23 protein-coding genes and 1 pseudogene are annotated in these 21,584 nt (G+C 68.7%); 13 read left to right on the top strand and 11 right to left on the bottom strand.

Annotated features, from left to right (window positions below; translation table 11 throughout):
- Positions 1-176 precede the first annotated feature (176 nt).
- The 3 genes from A3CU_RS55225 to A3CU_RS0128505 all read left to right on the top strand — a co-directional run bounded on the left by A3CU_RS55225 (position 177) and on the right by A3CU_RS0128505 (position 1,288).
- Positions 177-299 (top strand): hypothetical protein, encoded by a 123-nt coding sequence (locus A3CU_RS55225; RefSeq protein ID WP_281174155.1) that lies wholly within the window; start codon positions 177-179, stop codon positions 297-299.
- 59 nt (positions 300-358) lie between these two features.
- Positions 359-646 carry a hypothetical protein gene (locus tag A3CU_RS52800; protein WP_156960597.1) on the top strand — a complete coding sequence of 96 codons (288 nt, stop codon included), beginning with the start codon at positions 359-361 and terminating at the stop codon, positions 644-646.
- A 189-nt stretch (positions 647-835) separates the two neighbouring features.
- Positions 836-1,288, top strand: coding sequence for a MarR family winged helix-turn-helix transcriptional regulator (locus tag A3CU_RS0128505; RefSeq protein ID WP_245617381.1), 453 nt, complete (start codon positions 836-838; stop codon positions 1,286-1,288).
- 27 nt (positions 1,289-1,315) lie between these two features.
- Here A3CU_RS0128505 and A3CU_RS47070 read toward each other — a convergent pair whose 3' ends face one another.
- Together A3CU_RS47070 and A3CU_RS0128495 are read right to left on the bottom strand one after the other, a co-directional pair.
- Complete coding sequence (locus A3CU_RS47070) at positions 1,316-2,167, bottom strand: alpha/beta fold hydrolase (protein ID WP_211246535.1); 852 nt, start codon at positions 2,165-2,167, stop codon at positions 1,316-1,318.
- 67 nt (positions 2,168-2,234) lie between these two features.
- Positions 2,235-3,134 (bottom strand): NAD(P)-dependent oxidoreductase, encoded by a 900-nt coding sequence (locus A3CU_RS0128495; protein WP_027945159.1) that lies wholly within the window; start codon positions 3,132-3,134, stop codon positions 2,235-2,237.
- A 116-nt stretch (positions 3,135-3,250) separates the two neighbouring features.
- On the opposite strand from A3CU_RS0128495, the gene A3CU_RS0128490 reads away from it, so the two are divergent.
- Positions 3,251-3,631 (top strand): winged helix-turn-helix transcriptional regulator, encoded by a 381-nt coding sequence (locus A3CU_RS0128490; RefSeq protein ID WP_027945158.1) that lies wholly within the window; start codon positions 3,251-3,253, stop codon positions 3,629-3,631.
- A gap of 228 nt (positions 3,632-3,859) precedes the next feature.
- Complete coding sequence (locus tag A3CU_RS0128485; protein ID WP_027945157.1) at positions 3,860-4,786, top strand: alpha/beta fold hydrolase; 927 nt, start codon at positions 3,860-3,862, stop codon at positions 4,784-4,786.
- Between the two features lie 89 nt (positions 4,787-4,875).
- On the opposite strand, the gene A3CU_RS0128480 is transcribed toward A3CU_RS0128485, so the two are convergent.
- Together A3CU_RS0128480 and A3CU_RS0128475 are read right to left on the bottom strand one after the other, a co-directional pair.
- A complete protein-coding gene (locus A3CU_RS0128480; RefSeq protein ID WP_027945156.1) occupies positions 4,876-5,535 on the bottom strand; it encodes a response regulator in 660 nt (219 codons plus the stop codon).
- Positions 5,532-6,680, bottom strand: a complete 1,149-nt coding sequence (locus A3CU_RS0128475) for a sensor histidine kinase (protein ID WP_027945155.1) — start codon at positions 6,678-6,680, stop codon at positions 5,532-5,534. Before A3CU_RS0128475 ends, A3CU_RS0128480 begins: the two co-directional genes overlap by 4 nt.
- Before the next feature lie 321 nt (positions 6,681-7,001).
- On the opposite strand from A3CU_RS0128475, the gene A3CU_RS0128470 reads away from it, so the two are divergent.
- The gene (locus A3CU_RS0128470) at positions 7,002-7,652 is read left to right on the top strand and encodes a rhomboid family intramembrane serine protease (protein ID WP_027945154.1); all 651 of its coding nucleotides are present in this window, start codon (positions 7,002-7,004) and stop codon (positions 7,650-7,652) included.
- 2 nt (positions 7,653-7,654) lie between these two features.
- Positions 7,655-8,623, top strand: a complete 969-nt coding sequence (locus tag A3CU_RS0128465) for a pirin family protein (protein ID WP_027945153.1) — start codon at positions 7,655-7,657, stop codon at positions 8,621-8,623.
- A gap of 5 nt (positions 8,624-8,628) precedes the next feature.
- On the opposite strand, the gene mca is transcribed toward A3CU_RS0128465, so the two are convergent.
- Positions 8,629-9,429 carry a mycothiol conjugate amidase Mca gene (mca, locus tag A3CU_RS0128460; RefSeq protein WP_027945152.1) on the bottom strand — a complete coding sequence of 267 codons (801 nt, stop codon included), beginning with the start codon at positions 9,427-9,429 and terminating at the stop codon, positions 8,629-8,631.
- A gap of 74 nt (positions 9,430-9,503) precedes the next feature.
- Here mca and A3CU_RS0128455 point away from each other — a divergent pair, with 74 nt between their 5' ends.
- The gene (locus tag A3CU_RS0128455; protein WP_027945151.1) at positions 9,504-10,100 is read left to right on the top strand and encodes a TetR/AcrR family transcriptional regulator; all 597 of its coding nucleotides are present in this window, start codon (positions 9,504-9,506) and stop codon (positions 10,098-10,100) included.
- Between the two features lie 30 nt (positions 10,101-10,130).
- Here A3CU_RS0128455 and A3CU_RS0128450 read toward each other — a convergent pair whose 3' ends face one another.
- Together A3CU_RS0128450 and A3CU_RS47065 are read right to left on the bottom strand one after the other, a co-directional pair.
- Positions 10,131-11,420 carry an RNA polymerase sigma factor gene (locus A3CU_RS0128450; protein WP_027945174.1) on the bottom strand — a complete coding sequence of 430 codons (1,290 nt, stop codon included), beginning with the start codon at positions 11,418-11,420 and terminating at the stop codon, positions 10,131-10,133.
- A 90-nt stretch (positions 11,421-11,510) separates the two neighbouring features.
- Positions 11,511-11,873, bottom strand: coding sequence for a YciI family protein (locus A3CU_RS47065; protein ID WP_052372319.1), 363 nt, complete (start codon positions 11,871-11,873; stop codon positions 11,511-11,513).
- A gap of 162 nt (positions 11,874-12,035) precedes the next feature.
- Here A3CU_RS47065 and A3CU_RS0128440 point away from each other — a divergent pair, with 162 nt between their 5' ends.
- Complete coding sequence (locus A3CU_RS0128440; RefSeq protein WP_027945150.1) at positions 12,036-12,947, top strand: ribonuclease Z; 912 nt, start codon at positions 12,036-12,038, stop codon at positions 12,945-12,947.
- A 21-nt stretch (positions 12,948-12,968) separates the two neighbouring features.
- The gene (locus A3CU_RS0128435) at positions 12,969-13,610 is read left to right on the top strand and encodes an HNH endonuclease family protein (protein ID WP_027945149.1); all 642 of its coding nucleotides are present in this window, start codon (positions 12,969-12,971) and stop codon (positions 13,608-13,610) included.
- A 212-nt stretch (positions 13,611-13,822) separates the two neighbouring features.
- Here A3CU_RS0128435 and A3CU_RS0128430 read toward each other — a convergent pair whose 3' ends face one another.
- Positions 13,823-14,236: a VOC family protein gene (locus A3CU_RS0128430; RefSeq protein ID WP_027945148.1), complete on the bottom strand. Its 414-nt coding sequence runs from the start codon at positions 14,234-14,236 to the stop codon at positions 13,823-13,825.
- Entirely contained in the window at positions 14,233-15,099 is an 867-nt protein-coding gene (locus tag A3CU_RS0128425) for a helix-turn-helix domain-containing protein (protein ID WP_245617380.1), read from the bottom strand. The genes A3CU_RS0128430 and A3CU_RS0128425 overlap by 4 nt, the downstream gene beginning before the upstream one ends.
- 298 nt (positions 15,100-15,397) lie before the next feature.
- Between A3CU_RS0128425 and A3CU_RS47060 the strand changes: the two are divergent.
- The 3 genes and pseudogenes from A3CU_RS47060 to A3CU_RS0128405 all read left to right on the top strand — a co-directional run.
- Positions 15,398-15,772 (top strand): annotated as a pseudogene (locus A3CU_RS47060) (MerR family transcriptional regulator); the annotation flags it as partial.
- 176 nt (positions 15,773-15,948) lie between these two features.
- A complete protein-coding gene (gene trxA, locus A3CU_RS0128410; protein WP_027945146.1) occupies positions 15,949-16,293 on the top strand; it encodes a thioredoxin in 345 nt (114 codons plus the stop codon).
- Positions 16,294-16,322: 29 nt separating this feature from the next.
- Positions 16,323-19,568, top strand: coding sequence for an ATP-binding protein (locus A3CU_RS0128405; protein ID WP_027945145.1), 3,246 nt, complete (start codon positions 16,323-16,325; stop codon positions 19,566-19,568).
- On the opposite strand, the gene A3CU_RS0128400 is transcribed toward A3CU_RS0128405, so the two are convergent.
- Both A3CU_RS0128400 and A3CU_RS0128395 read right to left on the bottom strand, forming a co-directional pair.
- The gene (locus A3CU_RS0128400) at positions 19,543-20,352 is read right to left on the bottom strand and encodes an ABC transporter permease (protein ID WP_027945144.1); all 810 of its coding nucleotides are present in this window, start codon (positions 20,350-20,352) and stop codon (positions 19,543-19,545) included. The genes A3CU_RS0128405 and A3CU_RS0128400 overlap by 26 nt on opposite strands.
- Positions 20,349-21,308 (bottom strand): daunorubicin resistance protein DrrA family ABC transporter ATP-binding protein, encoded by a 960-nt coding sequence (locus A3CU_RS0128395; protein WP_027945143.1) that lies wholly within the window; start codon positions 21,306-21,308, stop codon positions 20,349-20,351. The genes A3CU_RS0128400 and A3CU_RS0128395 overlap by 4 nt, the downstream gene beginning before the upstream one ends.
- Between the last annotated feature and the right edge of the window lie 276 nt (positions 21,309-21,584).

The following is a 21,584-nucleotide window of genomic DNA, read 5'->3' as shown; positions in this document are numbered from 1 at the left end:
GCGCGTGTCCCCGCTCCAGGCCCGCGAGTCCCCGCTCCAGGCCCGCGAGTTCCCGGCCCAGGCGCGCGAGTTCGGGGTTCTGGCCTGTGAGTTCCCGGTTCTGGACAGCCGTGTGGGAACAAAAGGACGGTCCTGATCGGACAGAGAGACGGACAGAACTCCCGGAAATTCCGGTAGTGATCCTGAGAATGGCCGGGACAGGCAAGCAGACCGGAACGGAGAACTCGCTCGCCGGAATCGGGGACACGGGTGCCTGGGCCGGGGACATGCGCGCCGGAATCGGGAACACGGATGCCTGAGCCGGGGACACGGATGCCGGAACCGAGAACTCGGCGGCCTGGGCCGGGAACTCGGCGGCGTGAGCCGGGAACTCGCCTTCCCGAACCGGGGACTCGCCTTCCTGGTCCGGGAACTTGGCGGCGTGAGCCGGGAACTCGCCTTCCCGAACCGGGAACTCGCCTTCCTGGTCCGGGAACTCGGTGGCTTGGGCCGGGAACTCGGTGGCTTGAAGCGGGGACACGCGGGCTTGAGGCGGGGACACAGGTTCCTGGGGCGGGGACATGTCCGAGGAATCGGGGACGACGGGGGACGACGGAGGAGGATGGAGGACTGGACCGCGTATGCGGGCTTGAGCCGGAAAGGTTGAGGTCTGGACCCAGAATCGTGAGGTCTGAACCGAGAAACATGGGCAGGGAGGGAGGTAGGACGGGGACGGGATTGTTGTCGATATGCCAATATGGTCACGGATGGTTTCCGGAGGCAATACTATTCACCCAGACCGGATTCTGTCGAATATCATCGACCGATACTCTTTCGGGTGATGGGAGAGCATTGGTTGTCTGACGAACAGCGCCACGCGTGGGTCGGTTTCCTCAATGCCCACACGCTTGTCGAGCGCGCCTTGGAGCGGCACCTGCACCGCGACGCGGGTGTCTCACACCCCGAATACGAGATCCTTTACCAGCTTCGTGCGGCGCCCGCGCACCGGATGAGAATGGGCGAGTTGGCCGCCACCCTGTTCTCTCCGGGTAGCCGCCTGAACTATCGCATCACCCGGTTGGCCGGTCTCGGGCTGGTCAGGCGGGAGCAGCACCCGACCGATCGTCGCGGACTGTATGCGGTGCTGACCGAGGAGGGCGTGGAGTTCCTTGAGCGCGTGGAGCCGGGCTATTTCAAAGCCATCCGCGAGGGCGTGCTCGATGCGCTGGACGAGGAGGAGTTCGTCGAACTCGGCCGGTTGAGCCACAAGATCTTCGAGCACCTGAAAGCCACGGATGGCGGCGTGTGAGCGGCTGAAGGGGGTCGTTGGGGGTCGCTACGGGCCACCCTGGATGTCGTCGATCAGCTCGCTGATCATGCGGGCGACGGTAGCGCCGTTGCCCAACAGCGCGGACCAGTGGCCGGCGAACAGCCGGCGGCGCCACAGCCGGGTAACCCAGCGCTCGAGCCCTTCGGTGGACGCGGCTGTCAGGTAACGGTCTTTCAGCAGCGTGATGACGAGGACGGGCACGTCGGTGCGCCGTTCGCGTGGGCTACCCAGGATTCCCCGGAAATTGGCCCGGTACAGCGAAAGCCCGCGCGCCGCGTCCCGTGCGACGGTGGGCGCGGGATGGCCGGCCCGCCGGACGCCTTCGAACACGCGGAGGTATACCGGCCACCAGGTTCCCGCCGTGCGCCAGACCAGCTCGGGCACCACCGGCACCTGGAATGCCGCTATGTACCAGGAATGCAGCAACTGCTTGAGCATCCGTGGCCGCCCACGGTTGCGGCGGGCCCAGTAGGCGAAATGGTCGAGGCAGGGCCCGGAGATCGAGGTGAAGGACGCGATCCGCTTGCCCGAGTGCGGCTCGGTCACCGCTTCCCACGCCTGGATCGAGCCCCAGTCGTGCCCCACGAGGTGCACCGGCTCGCCGGGGCTCACCGCGTCGATGACCGCGAACAGGTCGTTCTTGAGGTGCTCCAGGCGGTAGGCGTCGGTGGCGCGCGGGGCGTCGGAGGCACCGGCACCGCGGACGTCGTAGCGCACCACGCGGAACCGCTCGGACAGCGCCTGTGCCACCTCGTCCCACACGGCATGGGTGTCGGGGTAACCGTGTACGAGCACCACGGCCGGCGCCTCGGCGGGGCCCTGCTCGTACACGGCCAGGTCGATGTCCCCGGAAGTCACGGTCCGCACCCCTGAAAGTCAACTGTGACCAGGAGAAGCAGTCAAGCTCGGGGCCGGACGGTGCGGGTCACCGGGTTTCCGGTCGTGGGGACCGGATGCCGTCGATGATCCGGGTCCAGTTGTCGGCGCCGTGGCCGTCGGCGATCGCGCGCGCGTAGTGCGCCTGGACGGCCTTCGGCAGGGCAAGGTCGATGCCGGCGGCCTCGCTGGTGGTGACGATGTGATCGGCGGTGGCGTCCATCATGGTCACCGTGCTCAGCGTTCCGGGGTGTTCTCCGGCGTCGATCCTGGGCCCGGCCGGCCCACCGGCTTCGAGCATGGCCGGGACGCCCCGGATGGTGTCGAGCAGTTCGGGCAGCGCCTTGGTGGCGGTGAACCCGGCCGTTCCCATCAGCGCGGTGGCGTGCAGCAGCGCCGAAAGGGTGGACAGGAACACGTCGAGGTTCGCCTGGTACATCAGTTGAGCGAGGCCGGGGTCCTCGCCGAGATAGCGTGGGACACCGATTCGAGCCAGTGTGGTGCGGTGCCGGTCGAGAACGGCTTCAGGTCCGCTGTAGTAGACGTACGCCTCCTTCGTGCCGACCATCGGCGCCGGAATCATCACCCCGCCGGTCAGGAACGTCGCCCCGTGCTTGGCGGCCCAGGTTGCCGCCTCGCGGGTGCGGTCGGGCGTGTCGGAGCTCAGGTTGACGATCGTGCGTCCCGACAGTGACCGGGTCGCGCCGTCGAGGACGTCGTACATCGCCTGGTAGTCGGTCAGGCTGAGAATCACCAGGTCACTGGCCGCCACGGCGTCGGCGGGGGTCGCCGCTCGGGTGGCGCCCTCCGCGACGAGGGCGGCGGCGCGGCTCGGCGTGCGGTTCCAGACCGTGACCGGATGCCCGGCACCAAGCCAGGTTCGGGTCATCGCCTGGCCCATCGGCCCGAGACCGATCACCGTGACCGAGGTTTCGCCGGAGTGCGCCATCGAGAGAGGTTCCCTTCTTCAGATCCGTTGCACGTTGATCCTCGGCCATGTCCGTAGAATCGGGAAGTACAGACTATTTACTTCGGTACTTACCTTTTGGTAAGTGAGGAGGCGGCATGGTCAAGGCGCCGAGGCAGGGGCCCTACATCTGCGGCATCGATGCCGCGCTCGACGTGGTCAGCGGCAAATGGAAGGGCCTGATCCTCTGGGAGCTCGACGCCCACCATGTCCGGCGGTTCGCCGAACTGCGCCGTGGCCTTCCCGGAGTGAGCGAGAAGATGCTCACTCAGCATCTACGCGAAATGGAAGAAGACGGCCTGGTTCACCGGCACGTCTACGCCGAGGTTCCCCCGCGCGTTGAGTACTCCCTCACCGAACAGGGCCGATCCCTCAACGCCGCCCTCGGGCCGCTTGGCCGTTGGGGCATGGAAAGGATCCGGCGGGAACGGGTGGAAATGGTCGACCACCAAGACGCCGAAGCCATGCCACGCCCCTGACCCGGACACGTTGCGGTGGGCGAGGATGTCCGGACGCGGGCCGGGAAACCGGCCGGGGACGACGGTCGCAAGTGGACGCCCGAGCGGAAGGTCGAGAGTCGAGAATCTGTCCCCCGTGAGAGCTACGCGCGAGTGTCCACTGCATGGTGATGATTTCCGGGCCCGGAAAGCCGTAGTTTTCCCAGCGGCCGCAGCACTTGGGTTGCGGATCCCGCGAAGGAGGACATCATGACCCGCAACGGCAAGGTATCCGCTGCGATCGGCCTGTGCTGCGCCGCGCTCGGTGTGGTGCTGACGGGCTGCGACGAAGCCCCGGAGGAGAGCCCGCAACCGCCCGCGAGCGGTAGCACCACCGCCGCCGCGAACCCGGCGAACGACAACAGCTCGTTCGCCGGCACCAAGAAGATCCAGGTCAACGGCAAGTCGGTGAATGTCTCCTGCTCCGGTAGCCGGACGGAAGGCAAGCCGGTCGTCATCCTGCTGCACGGCGGAGGGGACGCGCTGGACAAGATGGCGGACCTGCAGAAGACCCTGAGCGAGAAGGACGCGGTCTGCTCCTACGACCGGCTCGGCGCGGGCGCCAGCGACCAGCCCGACGGGCCACAGTCGTTCGAAGACACCGGGAAGGTGCTGACCGGGGTGATCGACCAGGTCGCCGGCAACGCTCCGGTCGTCCTGGCCGGGCATTCGCTCGGCGGGCTGATCGCCGGCCGGTACGCGCCCGAGCACCAGGACAAGGTCAAGGGGTTGGTCCTGATGGACGCCACCTCGCCGACGCAGAGCGCTGACCTCAAGAAGGACGTGCCGGAATCCGCCACCGGAATGGCGGCCGAGCTGCGGGATCAGACCCTCGCCGTATTCCGGGGGGACAGCCCGGAGAAGCTCGTGACCCCCGACGGGCCGGTCGGCTCCGCCGGGAACATCCCGGTCGAGGTGATCCAGCACGGGAAGCAGTACCTCGCGGCCGTTCCCGACTACGGGCCGGCCCTGGAGCAGTCGTGGGCCGAAGGCCAGCGCAAGTGGCTTGCGCTGTCCAGCCACAGCACGTTGAGCACCGCGACGAACAGCGAGCACTACATCTACCTTGAGCAGCCCGATATCGCCGTCCAGGCGATCGAGCGGGTCGCTCTCCAGGTCGCGGACGCCAACAAGTGACGGTGCTGTTCTGTCGGGACCCGGCGCCTCGGCTGGGGGCGAGGCCTTGCGTTGTAGGGGCTCCGCCCCCACACCCCGGCTAGACCCCCTTAGGTCACCAGGCCGTGGCGGTAGGCGTAGACGACTGCCTGGACGCGGTCGCGGAGCCCGAGTTTGGTGAGGATGCGCGACACGAAGGTCTTGATGGTCTCCTGGCTGAGCACCAGGGTCGCGGCGATTTCACTGTTGGACAGGCCGTCCGCGATGAGGTGCAGGACCTCCAGTTCGCGCGGGGTCAGGGGGTTGTCGTGCGGGTCGGGTTTGGCGGGCCGGATGCGGGTGGCGAACCTGCCCACGAGTTCGCGGGTCACCTCGGGCGCGAGCAGGGCCGCGCCCGAGGCCACCGTCCGGATCCCGTGCAGCAACTGGGCAGGCGGGGCGTCCTTGAGCAGGAACCCGCTCGCCCCCGCGCGCAGCGCCTGGTAGACGTACTCGTCCAGGTTGAACGTGGTCACCACGAGCACCTTCACCGGTCGCGGCACTTCGGCACCGGCCAGCAGGCGGGTGGCCGCGATGCCGTCGAGCACCGGCATGCGGACGTCCATCACCACGACGTCCGGGTTCAGCCGGGCGGCCTCCTCGACCGCGGTCTGACCGTCCCCGCACTCGCCCGCCACCTCGAGGTCGGGTTGCGTGTCGATGATCGTCACCAACCCGGTGCGGACCAGGGCCTGGTCGTCGCAGACCAGGACCCGGATCGGCGCGGTCACGACGAGCTCCCCGCGGGTATGCGGGCACGCACGTAGAAGCCGCCGTCCGTGGTCTGGCCCGCGCTGAAGTCGCCGCCCAGGACGTCGACCCGTTCGCGGAGACCGGCCAGGCCCCGCCCGCTCCCGCCGAGGGACACGTCCCGGTCGCCGGAGCCGTCCGTGCTGACCTCCACGGTGACTTCCCTTTCACCGTGGTGCACCTGCACCGAGGTACGGCTGCCGTGGGCGTACTTGAGGGCGTTGGTCAGCGCCTCCTGCACGACCCGGTAGGCCACGGGACCGGCGCTTCCGGTGGACGGCGCCGGCTTGCCCTCCTCGGTGAACTCCACCGGCTGACCGGCCTGGCGGGTCTGCTCGACGAGCGTGCGGAGCCCGTCGGCGGCCGGCGTTCCGGAGCCGTGGTCGGGGTTGAGCACGTCGAGCAGGTGCCGTAGTTCGGTGAGGGCCCGCCGACCGGTATCGGTGACTACGGTCAACGTCTCGTCGAGCCGCTCCGGTTTCGTGGCCAGGTACCGGGCCGCCTCGGACTGCACGACCATCGCCGTCACGTGGTGGGTCACGACGTCGTGGAGTTCACGAGCGATGCGGGTGCGTTCGGCGGCGCGGGTGTCTTGCGCGACGCGACGGCGACGTTCGGCCTCGGCTGCCCTGGTGGAGCGCAGCCACGCGCCGATACCCCATACGAGGGCCAGCGCCACATAGAACGTCGCGAGCTCACTCAGCGGCTCGCCCGCACCGAGCATGACGAACACGAGCGTCAAGGCCACAAACGCCACGGAGAACACGAGCACGGTGGTGCGTCGGTGCCGTTCCGACCGTGATCCCGCGTTCAGCAGCGCGATCGCCAGCGCCGTGCCGGCAACCGAGTGATAGCCGCGAAGCTGGTCGACGGCGAAGCCGAGCGACACCAGAGCGAGACAGGCGACCGGCCACCGGCGGCACACGGCGAGCGGAAGGCATTGAAGGGCGACCGCCACGATGGCCAGTGCGTCGAAGGGGCGATCGGGCATGCCACCGAACTGCGTCCCGTGACTCTCGAATGCCGGCACGAGCGACGCGGCGAAGAGCAGCAGACCGATCAGGGGATACCAGGCCACGCCGTTGAACCGGCGCCACAGCTCCGGAATCCGCCGAAGATGGATCACCGGGGGAAGCATAGCGGCGGCTGTTCAACAGGAATTCCACGGCCGCCCGGGCGGTCTACCTGCAATCCGCGCCGCACAACCCGCTCGGCCTGGCGATGTCGGCACGGCGTCGTGACCAGATCGCGGAAGTCCTTGCGGCACAGGACCTTTACGCCATCGACGACGGCATCAACGGCTTACCGGCCGAAGAAGTCCCGCCGTTGCCCTCGGACCGGGTTGGATGTGCTCGCCGCCGTGGCACGGGCGACACCCGAGGACACGACGGTCGATTGAGCAAGGCGGCGGTGGTGGCCGACGGCTGGGCACCTTAGGCTGAGCCGCATGAATCGACTGCCGCGGGGAGTTGAGGCGGAAGAACTGCTCGCCGAGGCTCGGAAGGCCCTGTGGGTGATGGTCGGCTTCCTCGCGGTGGTCTGGATCGTGCAGATCATCAACTGGGTCGACGACTACCAGCTCAGCTTCGACTACGGCATTCGTGCCCGCGAAGTGAGTTCCCTGCCGGAGATCATCACCGCTCCTTTTCTGCATTTCAGCTGGTCGCATATCGAGAGCAACTCCGGGCCCCTGTTCATTTTCGGTTTTCTCGCCGCCTACCGGGGCGTCAAGCGGTTCCTCGGGGTGACCCTGCTGATCGTCATCGGCAGTGGGCTCGGCGCCTGGTTCACCGCGGCCGACAACACCGTCGGCGCGGGCGCCAGCGGTGTGGTGTTCGGGTATTTCGGCTACATCATCGTGCGCGGCCTGTTCGACCGCCGCCCGATCGACCTGGTGATCGGCCTGGTGATGGCGCTGTGCTTCGCCTACCAGTTCTCCCTGCTGATCCCGGCGGGCGAGGGGATCGGGTGGCAGGCGCACCTGTTCGGGTTCATCGCGGGTGTGCTGGGCGGCTGGTTCTTCCGGGATCGCCGTGCCAAGCCGGTCGCCCAGCCCGAACCACCCACCACTCTGCTGGACAACCCCACGGAAAGCTGACGATGAGCAACCTGGAGCCGGCGCCCACCGAACTGACTCACCGCTCCGCCGGTTCAGGGCCCGAGGTGTCGGTGCTGACCGCCCGTGAGGTGCCGCTCGGCGGTCCTCGTGCGATGACCGTGCGGCGGACCCTGCCGCAACGCAAGCGTGCTCTGATCGGCGCGTGGTGCTTCGCCGACCACTATGGACCCGACGACGTGTCGGTGAGCGGCGGCATGGACGTCGCCCCGCACCCGCATACCGGGCTGCAAACCGCGAGCTGGCTTTTCAGCGGCGAGATAGAGCACCGGGACAGCCTCGGCTCGCACGCGATGGTCCGCCCGGGCGAGCTGAACCTGATGACCGGCGGCCACGGCATCTGCCATTCCGAGGTCTCGACCCCGGGCACCACGACCCTGCATGGCGTGCAGTTGTGGATCGCACTGCCGGACGAGCACCGGCACACCGCCCGCGCGTTCCACCACTACGTGCCACCCGTGCTCGATCTCGACGGCGCCTCGGCCCGGGTGTTTCTGGGCACCCTGGCCGGGCATGCCTCGCCGGTGCAAACCTTCACTCCGCTGCTCGGGGCCGAACTCGTCGTGCCGGCGGGGACCCGGCTCGCTCTCGATGTCGACTCGGGCTTCGAGCACGGCGTCCTGCTGGACACCGGAGCGATCGCCGTGTCGGGCACCGGCCTCGAGTCGTCGGACCTCGGTTATGTGCCGGCCGGCAGTTCGAAGCTGCACCTGGAGAACCCCGGCGATGAACCGTCGCGGCTCCTGCTGCTGGGCGGCCCGCCATTCGGCGAAGAGATCCTGATGTGGTGGAACTTCGTGGCCCGAAGCCAGGAGGAGATCGTCGCTTTCCGCCAGGCATGGGAGGACGATTCCGGCCAGTTCGGCCGGGTCGAGGGCTACCGGGGAACGCCCGCACGGTTGCCCGCACCCACCCTGCCCACCACGAGGATGGTGCCGCGCCGTAACTCCTGAACGGCTCAGCGGAGGCCGGCGAACAAGTCGTCCTCCGGGAGATCGACCGGGATCAGGCTGCGGGCGAGGTGGTAGTCCTCGGTCGGCCAGACCGCTCGCTCGACGTCCCGGTCGTGCAGCATGAACCCGCTGTCCAGGTCGACCTGGGTGGCGTGCGCGAGCATCGCCCGGTCCCGGATCGCGAAGAACTCCTCGCACCGGATTCGGGTGGTGACCGGCCACTTCGGCGGGGTGTCGGGTAGTTCGGCCAGCACCGGCCCCATCGGCGACTTCGGACCCATGGCGTCGTGCATCGCCTGGAACCACTCTCGCCGGAAGGCGCAGGTGTAGTAGAGCTTGCTCACCTCGTACGAAGTACCCGCGACCGCCTCGAAGGCCTTCATGGCGACCTCGTGGGTGCGGATGTGGTCGGGATGCGGGTAACCGCCGGTCTCGTCGTAGGTCACCATGACCTGCGGGCGGAACTCGTTGATCACCGTGACGAGCCGGTCGACGGCCTCGTCGAGTGGCACCCGGGCGAAGCAGTCCGGGGGCAACGGCTCCCGCATCCCCGAGTCGACGAAGCCGAGAAACTGTTGCCGCACACCGAGAATCTCGCACGCGGCGGCCATTTCCCGCTGCCGGATGGCGGGCAGACCGGCCCACACCTCGGGCCGGTCGAGGCGCGGATTGAGCACATCCCCGCGCTCGCCGCCGGTGCACGTCACGACCAGCACCTCCGCTCCTTCGGCCCGGTACCGGGCCAGGGTCGCGGCGCCCTTGCTGGACTCGTCGTCGGGGTGGGCGTGCACGGCCATGAGTCGCATCTGGGGACCTCCTGTTGGGTTCGACCCAAAATTATGTCAAACATAAGTTTGGGTCAAGCCTATATACTGGCCGGATGTTGCGGGAGCTGAGGAAAAGCCAGACCCGGCAGGCGATCTCCGACGTCGCCACCCGGCTGTTCATCGAGCACGGCTTCGAAGAGGTGACCATCGCCGAGGTCGCGGCGGCGGCGAAGGTGGCCAAGATGACCGTCACCAATCACTTCCCGCGTAAGGAAGATCTCGTCTTCGACGTGCGCGATGAATTCGTCGCGAGCCTCGTCGGGGCGCTCAACGACGATGAGCCGGTGCTGGAATGCTTGCGGCGCCACTATTTCGAGGCACTCGCGCGCCGGGACGCGCTGATCGGCTTCACCGAACCCGGCTTCGCGCGGATGATCCTCACCAGTCCCACGCTGCTGGCCCGGTTGCGCGAACTGCATGAGGAACGGGAGAACGCACTCTCGGAAGCGCTTTCCCGGAAGTACGACCCGGTCGTGGCCCGCGCGGTGGCCGCGCAGCTCACCACCGCGTATCGGTTGCTGTTCCAGGAAGTTCTTCGGTGCATTGCCGACGGTCAACCGCGCTCGCGCGTCGCGAAGGCGGTCAACGGGATGGCTGAACGCGTTTTCGACCTGCTCGCGTCGGGGCTCGCCCCAGGCCGTCCAAAGTAGCCGGTCGTCGCGGAACTCAGCGGCCCACCCTCAACGGTCGCCCTCGGCGCGGCAGTTTCTTTCGCGGTCGAGCAGCACGGTCCGTTCGCGGGCGTTGCGGGTCAGCTCGGCGGCGCGTTGGAACTCGGCCGCGGCCTGGCCGGACCGCCCGAGCCTGGCCAGCAGGTCGCCGCGCACCGCGGGCAGCAGGTGGTAGCCGGCCAACGACGGTTCGTCGGCCAGCGCGTCGACCAGTGCGAGCCCGGCGGCCGGCCCGAACGCCATCGACACCGCGACCGCGCGATTCAGTTCCACGACCGGTGAGGGGTTGAGGTGAACCAGCGCCTCGTAGAGCGCGGCGATCCGTACCCAGTCGGTGTCCTCGGCCGTTGCGGCGCGTGCGTGACAGGCGGCGATCGCGGCCTGCACCGTGTACGGGCCGGGCCTGGATCGACCCTGCCGCGCGGAGCGCGTCCCTTGAAGTGGGCTTAGCCGCTCGGCCCGCTGCAGGGCCGCGAGACCGCGGCGAATGAGCAACTGGTCCCAGCGCGCGCGGTTCTGGTCGAGCAGCAGGATCGGCTCACCGGAGCGGCCGACACGTGCCCGCGAGCGCGACGCCTGGAGTTCCATCAGCGCGACCAGGCCGTGCACCTCCGGTTCGTTCGGCGCCAGCCCGGTGAGGATGCGGCCGAGACGGAGCGCGTCCTCACACAGCGCGGGCCGCATCCAGTCGTCTCCGGCGGTCGCCGAATAGCCTTCGTTGAAGATCAGGTAGATGACTTCGAGCACGGAGGCCAGCCGCGGGCTCAGCTCCTCGCCACTGGGCACCTCGAACCGGACGCGTTTCCACGCCAGCGTGCGCTTGGCGCGGACGATCCGCTGCGCCACGGTGGGTTCCGGGACGAGGAAGGCCCGCGCGATCTCCGCCGTGGTCAGGCCGCCGACCAGGCGGAGGGTGAGCGCGACCCGGCCTGGAGTGGACAGCGCCGGATGGCAGGCGGTGAAGATCAGCCGCAGCAGATCGTCGTCCACGTCGTCGGGTTCGAGGTCCCGGTGCGGGGCTTCGGCTTCGAAGCCGAGCTCTCGCTGCTTGCGTTCGAGGACCTTCGCGCGGCGGAAGTGGTCGATGGCGCGGCGTTTCGCGATGGCGGTCAACCAGGCGCCGGGGTTGGCCGGCACACCGGTCTCCGGCCACTGTTCGAGCGCCGCGACCAGGGCGTCCTGCGCCAGTTCCTCGGCGAGGCCGACGTCATCGGTGATCCGCGCCAGCGTCGCGATGATCTTCGCGGACTCGATCCGCCAGACCGCGTCGATCGTCCCGTGCGCGTCGGTGGCCGTCACGGCCACCGAGCACACCACCCGCGGACGAAGCGCGCAACTCAAGCCCTGCCGGCGCAGCCGCTTTTCCTCTTCGCGAAGCTCTGGTGGGAACTACTCGCCGAAGTCGTCGAACTCGGCGATCTGCTGGATGTCGAGGTGCCAATCCTCGTCGTGCGGGTTCGGCACGCGGCGGCCCCACTCGATCGCTTCTTCCTTCGACTTCACGTCGATGATCCAGAAGCCGGCGATGAGCTCCTTGGTCTCGGCGAACGGGCCGTCGATGACCGTGACGTCCTTGCCGGAGAACTTCAGGCGGGCGCCCTTCGCACTGGGCAGGAGGCCCGCGGCCGAGAGCAGGATGCCCGCCTTGACCAGCTCTTCGTTGTACCGGCCCATCGCGGCGATCAGTTCCTTCGTCGGCGGCTTGCCGGCCTCGGTGTCGTCGGTGGCCCGGATGTTCAGCATGAATCGCATGACCTCGCTCCTTCGCTCGCGCTTGTGCGTTTCATCATCACGTCGAACAGGTGTCGTCTCGTTCGACACGAGCCCCGGATTTTTTTCGAGAACACCACGGCTTGCCCTGCGGGACACCCCCGAGCAGGGGCAAGCCCCCTGGACCCCCTCTAGGTTTGCGGCATGTCGGTTCGAGAACTGGTGGTGCTGGGTACGGGGAGCCAGGTGCCCACGCGGGCGCGTAACCAGAACGGCTACCTCCTGCGCTGGGACGACCAGGGCGTGCTGTTCGATCCAGGCGAGGGGACTCAGCGACAACTGCAGTTCGCCGGGGTGTCCGCCAGCGCGATCACGCGGCTGTGCCTGACCCACTTCCACGGAGACCACTGCCTCGGCGTGCCGGGGATTGTGCAGCGGCTGTCCTTGGACGGCGTTTCCCACCCGGTGTACGCGCACTATCCGGCGTCGGGGCGCGCGTTCTTCGAGCGGTTGCGTCACGCCAGCGCGTTCCACGAGGTCGCCACCGTGGTGGAGGAGCCGATCGAGGCGGAGGGCACGATCGCGCGAGGTTCCTTCGGTGCGCTGGAGGTGAAACGCCTGGACCATCCGGTGGAGTCGTTCGGCTACCGCCTCGTCGAGCCGGCCGGGCGGCGGATGCTGCCCGAGGCGCTCGACCGCTTCGGCATCTCCGGCCCCCAGGTCGGCCGGCTGCAGCGGGAAGGCTCGCTGACGGTCGGCGCGCGCACGGTGACGGTGCAGCAGGTCAGCGTGCGCCGGGAGGGCCAGCGGTTCGCGTTCGTGATGGACACGCGGCTCTGCGACGGCGTTTTCGCGCTGGCCGAGAAGGCGGACCTGTTGGTGATCGAATCGACCTTCCTCTCCAGCGAGGCCGCCCTCGCCGCGGAGTACGGGCACCTGACCGCCGCGCAGGCGGGCCGGGTCGCGGCCGAGTCCGGCGTGCGCAAGCTCGTGCTCACCCACTTTTCCCAGCGCTACGACGAACTCACGCGGTTTGAGGACGAGGCGGCGCGGGCGTTCGGCGGCGAGATCGTGGTCGCCGAAGATCTAGGCCGAATCGCGGTGCCCAAGCGATGACGCTGGTGATCAAATACAGCGGTGAAGTTAAAGCTTTTGTTACCGGTCCTGGCCGCCCTGATCGTGGCCGTGGTCACGATCTTGCAGACCGGGTCGCTGGACAAGGCGCCCGGCCCGCCCCCGGCCTCCGCGGACAGCGCGACCGCACGCACCGAGTTGTCCCGCCTGGTGGTGCAGGCGCGCGGGACGATGGAAGGGTACTCGCGGGACAAGTTTCCGCACTGGGAAACGATTTCCGGCAAGTGTGACACGCGCGAGACGGTGCTCAGCCGGGACGGGCAGGACGTCCGGACCGACGCCGAGTGCCGGGCCGTCTCGGGCACCTGGCACAGCCCGTACGACGGCGCCACCTGGACCAGCGCGTCCGATGTGGACATTGATCACATCGTGCCCTTGGCGAACGCCTGGGTGAGTGGCGCCTCGTCGTGGACCACCGAACGGCGCAAGGAGCTGGCCAACGACCTGACCCGGCCCCAGCTGCTCGCGGTCACCGACCGCGTCAACCAGTCGAAGGGGGACAAGGCGCCGGACGAATGGCGCCCGCCGCTGCAGTCGGACTGGTGCGTGTACGCGACCGACTGGATTCAGGTCAAGGACTACTACCAGTTGACCGTCACCGAGGCCGAGAAGGCCGCGCTGAACGACATGCTCGACCACTGCTGATCTCGCGGATGCCCTCCGGCCCGGTGGCTTCTGACCCGGGGCCGGAGGGGTCCCCTGTGCGAAAGGAGGAATCCGCGCGCCGCACTATTCCAACTTTCGCGGCCTTTCGGCAAGCTTTACCGCGGAACTTGAATCTTTGACAACCCTTCTGGGTGAATCCGGTCATCGGCTGTCAATTAGCGCCTTGCCAATAACGTTTTTCGGCGACCGAATTACGCGCCTTTGCGCGGTTCGCCGCGGTAGGTACCGAAGCTCCAGCGGTTGCCCTCCGGGTCACGCACGATGAAGTCGTGCGACCCGTGGTCGGTGTCGTAGGGCTCCTTGACCACCTCGGCACCTGCGGCCTTGGCTCGGGCGAACAACGCGTCGACGTCGTCGGCCACCACGTATGCCCCGAAGGAGCCCGGTTGCACCGGCCAGAGGTCCTCGGCGGTTTCGCGAACCGAACCGAGCATGATCCCGCCGCCCAGCGGCCAGGACAGTTGAGCGTGGTGAACGACGTCACCATCGGCGAAAACGGCGGTTTCCTCGAAACCGAACGCGTCGACGAGGAAGCGGATCAGCGCCCGGGCGTCCCGGGCGCGCAGGGTCGGCCAAACCTGTGGGGCCGGAGTCGTCTGTGTCATGCCGGCCATGGTTCCGGCTCGGCCGGCGCGCCGGCTTGGACTTTTCCGAACTCCTCGGCGAGCCAGCGGCTCGGCGAGCACCCGGCCAGTTCCCGGAACTCGCGGGCGAGGTGGGCCTGGTCGTAGTAGCCGGTGGCGGCGGCCAGTTCGGCCAGCGGCGCCACGTGGCCCTCGACGGCCTGCCGCTGCAAGCGGCGGCGTGCCCGGTCGAACCGCATCACGCGGGCTGTCTCCTTGGGTGAAAGCCCGACCGCGCTGCGAAACCGGTTGGCCAGGTGCCGGTCGCTCCAGCCGACCTCCTGCGCGATCCGGCCCACCCGGGCCGTACCGGCCGTGGTGATCAACCGCCGCCATGCCTGGTAGACCTCCGGCGCCGGGTCCGGAAGGCCGTCCTGGTCGGTGAGGCGCAGGAGCACCTCGTCGAGCACCGCGAACCGCTGGGGCCAGGTCGTGGCGGCGCTGACCCGTTCGCGGATCTCCTCCGCTGTGGGGCCGAACACCTCGGCCGCGTCGAGGTCGATCCCGGCCAGCTCGCCCGCGGGCAGCCCGAGCAACGCGGGCACGCCCAGCGGATTGAGCGCGAGTTGGATGCCGGCCTCGCGTTCCGTGCGTGTGATCAGCGCGGGCCGGGTGTGCAGGCCGCCGATCAGCGTGCGGTAGTGGCCGCCGTGCTGGCGCGGGTCCGGATGCGCGGTGACCAGCAGCGGGTCGTCGAAGGTGATGATCAGCGTCAGGTACGGCGAGGGCAGGCCGCGGTGCTTCGCCGGCGGATACCCGGCCTGACGGTAGCCGTGGTAGTACGCGACCATGGCGCGCAGCGGCGGCGCGGGGCGCCATGACACCGACTCCACCAACTGCTCCACGCGCCCATTGTGCGCCGTGTCCCCGCTTCAGGCCCTTGTGTTCTCGGTTCAGGGCCCCGTGTCCCCGTTTCAGGCCCTTGTGTGCGCGGCTCGGCACGCGAGTGAACTCGGCCACCACGAAGGTTCCGCTCGCGCGCGGCGAACGTTCGACTGGCACGCCGTGAACGTGGGACTCGCGGGTCGCGAATGTGGGACTCGCGGGTCGTGAGTGGGGGACTCGCGTGTCGGGAGTGGGGGACTCGCGGGGGGAGCGGCGAGCGTTGCCTTGACGTTCGGGTCAAGGTTTACCGTCGACGTCATGCGGATCGGTGAACTCGCCCGGCGTGCCGGTACCACGACCCGGGCGTTGCGGTTCTACGAGTCACAAGGGCTGCTCGAAGCGCGGCGCTCGGCGAACGGGTACCGGGAGTACGGCGAGGAGGATTTCCGGCTGGTCAACGAGATCCAGACGCTGCAGGCGGTGGGGTTCAGCCTGGAGGACACCCGGCCGTTCGTCGACTGCCTGCGGTCCGGTCACGAGACCGGCGACTCCTGCGCCGATTCCATCGAGGTCTACCAGCGCAAGCTCGACGAGGTCGATGCCTGCCTCGACCAGCTCAACGCGGTGCGAGCGAGCCTCGTCGCCAAGCTGGCCCGCGCACTGGCCCCGCAGCCCGGCCCCTGCGTCGTGACCGACCCGGATATCACCGAAGCCAACGACATCGTCGTGACCGATCCCGCTATTGCCGAAGCCGAAGCCGAAGCCGAAGCCAAAGCCAAAGTCAAAGTCAAAGTCAAAGTCAAAGCCGAAGCCTAAGCCAAAGCCAAGGCCGAAGCCGAAGCCGAAGCCAACGACATCGAGGAGTCTTGATGCCCACCACCCACTCCGGCGAGGTGCTCGCCGTCACGGACGCGACCTTCGAGCGGGAAGTCCTTGCCGGTGACCTGCCCGTCCTGGTCGATTTCTGGGCGCAGTGGTGCCCGCCCTGCCACCGGATCGCCCCGATCCTGGACGAGATCGCGCGCGAGCGGGCTGGTTCGCTCACGATCCGGAAGCTCAACACGGACGAGAACGCGCTCACCCCGCGCGATTATCAGGTGATGTCGCTGCCGACGCTCATCCTCTTCCGCGACGGCCAGCCGGTATGGACCCTCGTCGGCGCGCGGCCGAAGGCCCGGTTGCTGGCGGAGTTGGACGAAGCACTGGGCCGGTAGCTTCCCGGTGGCTCGTTAACCTGCTTGACGTGACCACCGAGTTGATCCTGCTTTCGCGGGTTGCCTACCGCGACCGGGAGATCAGCGGTCCCCGGTTGCGTGGCCTGCTCGCGCTCCTCGCCGGTGACCTGCGCTCGGGCTGCGGCACCGGGCGGCTCGTGGAGGGATTGTGGCCGGACGAGCGGCCTGAAAACCCGACGAAGGCGTTGCAGATCCTCGTTTCCCGCGCTCGTGCGCAACTGGGCCCCGACCTGATCACGCGGACGGCCACCGGCTACCGCCTCACCCTCAGCGAGGAGCAGGTTGACTCCTCCGCTGTGCTGCTCAGTGCGGCGGCGAGCGCGAAGCAAGCCCGTGCGGGCGACCACGCGGCGGCGCTGGCGGCGGCCGAAGCAGGGCTCAAGTTGTGTTCTCTGGAGGTGCAACCCACAGACCCGGCCTGGGGGCAGGCCCCCGGACCGCTGTGTCTTCCAGGGGTGCAACCTCCGGACCCCGCCTGGGGGCAAGCCCCCAGACCCCCTTGGGACGGGGCCGCGCAGGCCGACACGGCGGCCGAAGACCCGTTGTCCAGGCTGCGGGCCGAGCGTGTTCCGGTCTACCGGGCGCTGGTGCGTGCCCGCGCGTTGGCGTTTTCGCGGCTGGGCCGCCATGCGGAGGCGGTCGATGCGCTGACCGCGCTGTTCCGGGAGCACCCGCGGGACGAGGAGGTGCTCCTGGAACTGCTGCGTTGTGAAGCGGCCACGACGGGTCCCTCGGCGGCACTGGCCAGGTACGAGGAGTACCGGCGGTCGCTGCGAGACGAGCTGGGCAGCGATCCGGGTGCGGCGCTGCAAGCCGCACACCGGGAGTTGCTGCAGGAAACGACGCCGGCCGTCCGGCACGGCGTCGAGCACGAGCCCAACCCGTTGCTCGGTCGCGACGACGACCTGACCGCGGTCGCCAACCTGCTGCGCAGTTCGCGGGTCACCTCGATCGTGGGGCCGGGCGGGCTGGGCAAGACCCGGCTCGCGCACGGCGTTAGCCGCCAGGCCACCGAACGCACGGTGTACTTCGTCGCGCTCGCCGGGGTCACCACCGACGACGATGTCGCCGTGGAGGTCGCGTCGGCGCTCGGCGGCGGGGAGTCCCTTCGTGGTTTGCGATCCATCGCGACTGACGTGGTCACGAGCATCGCGGCCGTGCTCAGCCCGGCTCCGGCCCTTCTGGTATTGGACAACTGCGAGCATGTCATCGGCGGCGTCGCGGAGTTGGTGCGCGCCCTGGTGTCGCTGACGCGCGATCTGCGGGTCCTGACCACCAGTCGGGCGCCGCTCGGCCTGTCGTCGGAATCGGTGTACCTGCTGCCGGAACTCGACCTGTCCACCTCCGTCGAGCTGTTCACGCAGCGGGCGCGGGCGGCCCGTCCCGGTGCCGAGTTGCCACCGGATGTCGTGACGGAACTGTGCCGCCATCTCGACGGGCTGCCGCTCGCGGTGGAACTCGCGGCGGCGCGCGTACGGGTGATGTCGGTCGCCGAGGTCGCGCGGCGGCTGGACGATCGGTTTTCCTTGCTGCGCGGGGGAAATCGGGGCGCGCCAGCCCGTCACCGTGCCTTGTGGACGGTCGTCGAGTGGAGCTGGAACCTGCTCGAACCCGCGGGACAGGCGGCGATGCGCGCGCTGTCGGTGTTCCCCGGTGGATTCTCCGCGGACGCCGCACGGCAACTGCTCGGGGGAGCGGACGATGTCCTGGAGGATCTGGTCGACCAGTCGTTGCTCAAGGTGGCCGACACCCGGGCCGGGGCCCGGTTCCGGATGCTGGAGACCGTCCGCGAGTTCAGCACGCTGAAGCGGGAAGAAGCCGGCGAGACGGACGGAGTGTGGCGTGCTTTCCTTTCCTGGGCCCGGAATTTCGGGTTGTCGCATCACGATTCGCCGTTCGGCCCCGACCTCGCCCCGGCCACCGAGCTGATCCGCACCGAGCAGGACAACCTCATGCAGGCGCTCCGATATGCGCTCGCCATCGAGGACGGCGCTACCGTCGCGGCCACCGCCGCCGTGCTGAGTGCACTGTGGACGTTCGAGCCAAATCGTGCGCGCAGTTCCGGGCGCGAGGAAACCGACCGGTTCCTGTCGCATTACCGGCCGGAGCCGGAATTCGTCGAGGTCACGCGCACGGCCGCGGCCCTGTCGGCCGCGTACACCTTCACCGTCAAAGGTGTCTATGCGACGCGCTCACTGGTCATCCTGCGCCGGCTGCCACCGGCCCCGCCGGACACTCCCGTCCGGGCCATCGCGGCCATCCTGTGTGCCCTGCCGGAGCTGGATCCCGAGGCACTGATCGGCTTGTGCGACAGTGAGAAGCCGCTGCTGGCCGGGATCGCCGGCGTGATCACCAGCTATTTCTGGGAGGCCGCGGGCGATGTCGACGCCGCGTTGCGGGCCGCGGGCCGGATGCTGGACGGGCTCGACCGTTCGGAGTTTCCGTGGCTGTGGGGCATTATCCGGGCACGACTCGCCGAGTTGCACATGCACCATGATCAGGGCCACGAGGCGCTGCGCCACCTGCGGCTCCTGTGGTCGATGCAGGAGGAACTCGACGTCTGGGTGGACGAGATCGGGACGGGCTGGGGGATCGCGCTCGCCTGTCTCCAGGTCGGCGAGGTCGACGAAGCCGAGCGGTGGTTCCGGAAGGTGGGGGCGGGCTCGCCCGACGCGCGGTTGACCTACCACTCGTTCGGTCTCGCGGTGCGCGGCGAGTGCCTGCTTGCCCGGGGCGAGATCGACGACGGTCTCACGTCGTGGCGGCGGGCCATGGACAGCGCGTCGGACGGCGAGGTCCTCGGCCGGCCGGTCGAGCCGGGGCTGGAGCCGTGGACGCTGGAGATCAAGGCGGTCGCCGTGGTGGCGCACGCGCGGCACGGTTTCCTCGACCTGGTCGAGGAAACTCCCGGCGAACTCGCGGATGCGCTGCGGGTGTTGCTCACCGACACCGGCCGGTATTCACCGTCCAACCTCACGGGTTTTCCGCTTTGCGGTGCACTGTTGCTGGCGCTGGCCATGGTGGATTTCGACCGTGGTGCCGCCCGGTCGGGGGCGCGTCTGGTCGCCCTAGCCGAGCGGTTCGCCTACCTCGCGCAGTTCCCGACGATGTCCGTCGCCCTCGCCCGGCAGGCCGCCGAGCGCGGCGACCAGGCGGCATACGCCAAGGCGATCGCGACGTATGCCGGCCTGAGTCGGGACGAACTGTGTGAAGCCGCGCTGGCCGCGCTTAACGCGGCGACGGGTCACGGTTGAACAGTTGCCTTGCCCACAGGTAACTTCCCAGCGCGATGAGGACGCACCAGCCGATCGCGAGGATCGCGCTGTTGCCGATGGGAGTGCCCATCAACAGACCCCGCACGGTCTCGATGAACGGGGTGAACGGCTGGTAGTCGGCGAAGACGCGTAAACCGGCCGGCATCGAGTCGGTGGGGACGAACCCGCTGCCCAGAAACGGCAGGAGGATCAGGGGCATGGGCGTGTTGCTCGCCCCCTCCACGGTCTTGCTCACCAGGCCGAGTGCGACGGACAGCCAGATGAGCGCGAAGGCGATCATCGCCAGGATGCCGACGACCGCGAGCCATTCGAGAACCCCGGCGGTGGGCCGGAAACCGATGGCCACCGCGACCGCGGTCACCACGGCCATGCCGAGCATGGCCTGGATCAGACTGCCGACGACGTGGCCGGTGAGCACGGAGACGCGGGCGATCGCCATGGTGCGGAACCGGGCCACAATGCCTTCGGTCATGTCCATCGCGACCGATACCGCGGTGCCTTGGACGGCGGCCGACACCGTCATCAGGATGATCCCGGGGGCGAGGTAGTTGACGTATGCGGACCTGCCGCCGGACCCGCCGAGACCACCGGACCCGCCGAGACCATTGCCGAGCGTGCCGCCGAAGACGTACACGAACAGCAGCAGGAAGATGACCGGCATGCCGATGAGCACGAAAGTCATGGCCGGGTAGCGCAGCATGCGCTTGAGGTTGCGCCGCAACATCGTGGCGGAGTCGCTCAGTGCATGGGAAAGGGTGGTCATCGTGTGGTCACTTTCGCGTCGTCGGTGTGGCCGGTGAGGGCGAGGAACACGTCGTCGAGATCGGGGGTGTGCACGGACAGTTCGCCGACCTCGACCGAGGCGTCTTCGAGCCGGTCGAGCAGTGCCCGCAACGACCGGACGCCGCCGTCGCCGGGAACTTGCAGAGTCAGCGTGTCCTCGTCGACGGAGACTTCACCCAGCACGCCGGCCGCTGCGTGGAGACTGCGCAGTTCTTCGAACCGCAGACGGATGTGCCCGCCGGGCACCAGGCGCTTGAGTTCGGCCGGGCTGCCCTCGGCGACCAGGTTTCCGTGGTCGAGTACCGCGATCCGGTCCGCGAGCTGGTCGGCTTCGTCCAGGTACTGCGTGGTGAGGAAGACCGTGACGCCGCCCGCGACCAGTTCGCGGATCATCTGCCACATGGCGCGGCGGCTGCGCGGGTCGAGCCCGGTGGTCGGCTCGTCGAGAAAGATCACGCGCGGCGTTCCGACCAGGCTCATCGCGAGGTCCAGCCGGCGCCGCATGCCGCCGGAGTAGGTGACCGCCGGTTTCCTTGCCGCGTCGGTGAGATCGAACCGTTCGAGCAGTTCCGTCGCGCGACGGCGGCGGTTCTGGCGGCCCAGGTGGTGCAGATCCGCCATCAGGAGCAGGTTTTCCTCACCGGTGAGCAGGTTGTCCACCGCCGAGAACTGGCCCGTCACCCCGATCGCGGCGCGAACCGAATCGGGGCTGCGGACCAGGTCGTGCCCGGCGACGTGCACCTGACCGGCGTCGGGACTGAGCAATGTGGACAGTATCTGGACCATTGTGGTCTTCCCGGCGCCGTTCGGGCCGAGCAACGAGAAGATCGTTCCCGCCGGAACGTGGAGATCGACGCCGGCGAGCACGACGTGGTCGCCGAACGACTTGCGCAGTCCGGCCGCCGCGATCGCCGGCGTGGTCGAGTTGGTTGACATGGCCGCCAGCGTGCCGGGAGCCGGGATCACGGCGGTTTCACGACGGTTTCTCGCCGTGGTCTCCCAAGCGGTCAGCTGGGTTGGGCGATGGCCGGCCGGGCGACCAGCAATGCCGCGCCGATCAGCGGGAGCACGCCGGCCAGGATCGGCGCCTGTACCCCGACGGCCGCCGCCCGGCCGCCTCCCGCGAGCGCCCCGGTTGCCTCGGCTTACCGCCTCGAGGATCATCGTGATCGCGCGCGCGGCGATCACCGCCGCACGGACCAGATCGACCGC

The organism is Amycolatopsis taiwanensis DSM 45107 (genome assembly GCF_000519205.1).
GTDB classification, from domain to species: Bacteria; Actinomycetota; Actinomycetes; order Mycobacteriales; family Pseudonocardiaceae; genus Amycolatopsis_E; species Amycolatopsis_E taiwanensis.
Note: the sequence above shows the minus strand (reverse complement) of the source record. Positions and strands in the feature narration are given on the sequence as shown.